Origin of the sequence: Bradyrhizobium cosmicum, assembly GCF_032290525.1 — a bacterium.
GTDB classification, from domain to species: domain Bacteria; phylum Pseudomonadota; class Alphaproteobacteria; order Rhizobiales; family Xanthobacteraceae; genus Bradyrhizobium; species Bradyrhizobium cosmicum_A.
This window is the reverse complement of sequence record NZ_JASXTA010000520.1, coordinates 1-243: the sequence shown is the minus strand read 5'-3', so window position 1 is coordinate 243 and position 243 is coordinate 1. Positions and strand designations below refer to the sequence as shown.

The following is a 243-nucleotide window of genomic DNA, read 5'->3' as shown; positions in this document are numbered from 1 at the left end:
GAAGGTCGTCGACCGCGGCCGGGAGGCGCACGCCGTCTGGCAGGAGCGCTTCGACGCCTGGAAGCAGGGCAACGGCGAGGCCGCGGCACTCCTCGAGCGGATGACCACCCGCACGCTCCCCGAGGGCTGGGCGCAGAAGCTGCCGAGCTGGGACGCCGACGCCAAGGGCGTCGCCACCCGCAAGGCCTCGGGCGAGGTGCTCGCCGCCCTGTACCCGGAGCTCCCCGAGCTGTGGGGCGGCTC

1 pseudogene is annotated in these 243 nt (G+C 75.3%); it reads left to right on the top strand.

What is annotated here, in order from left to right:
• Window positions 1–243, top strand: a pseudogene (locus tag QSV46_RS40790) (transketolase); the annotation flags it as partial.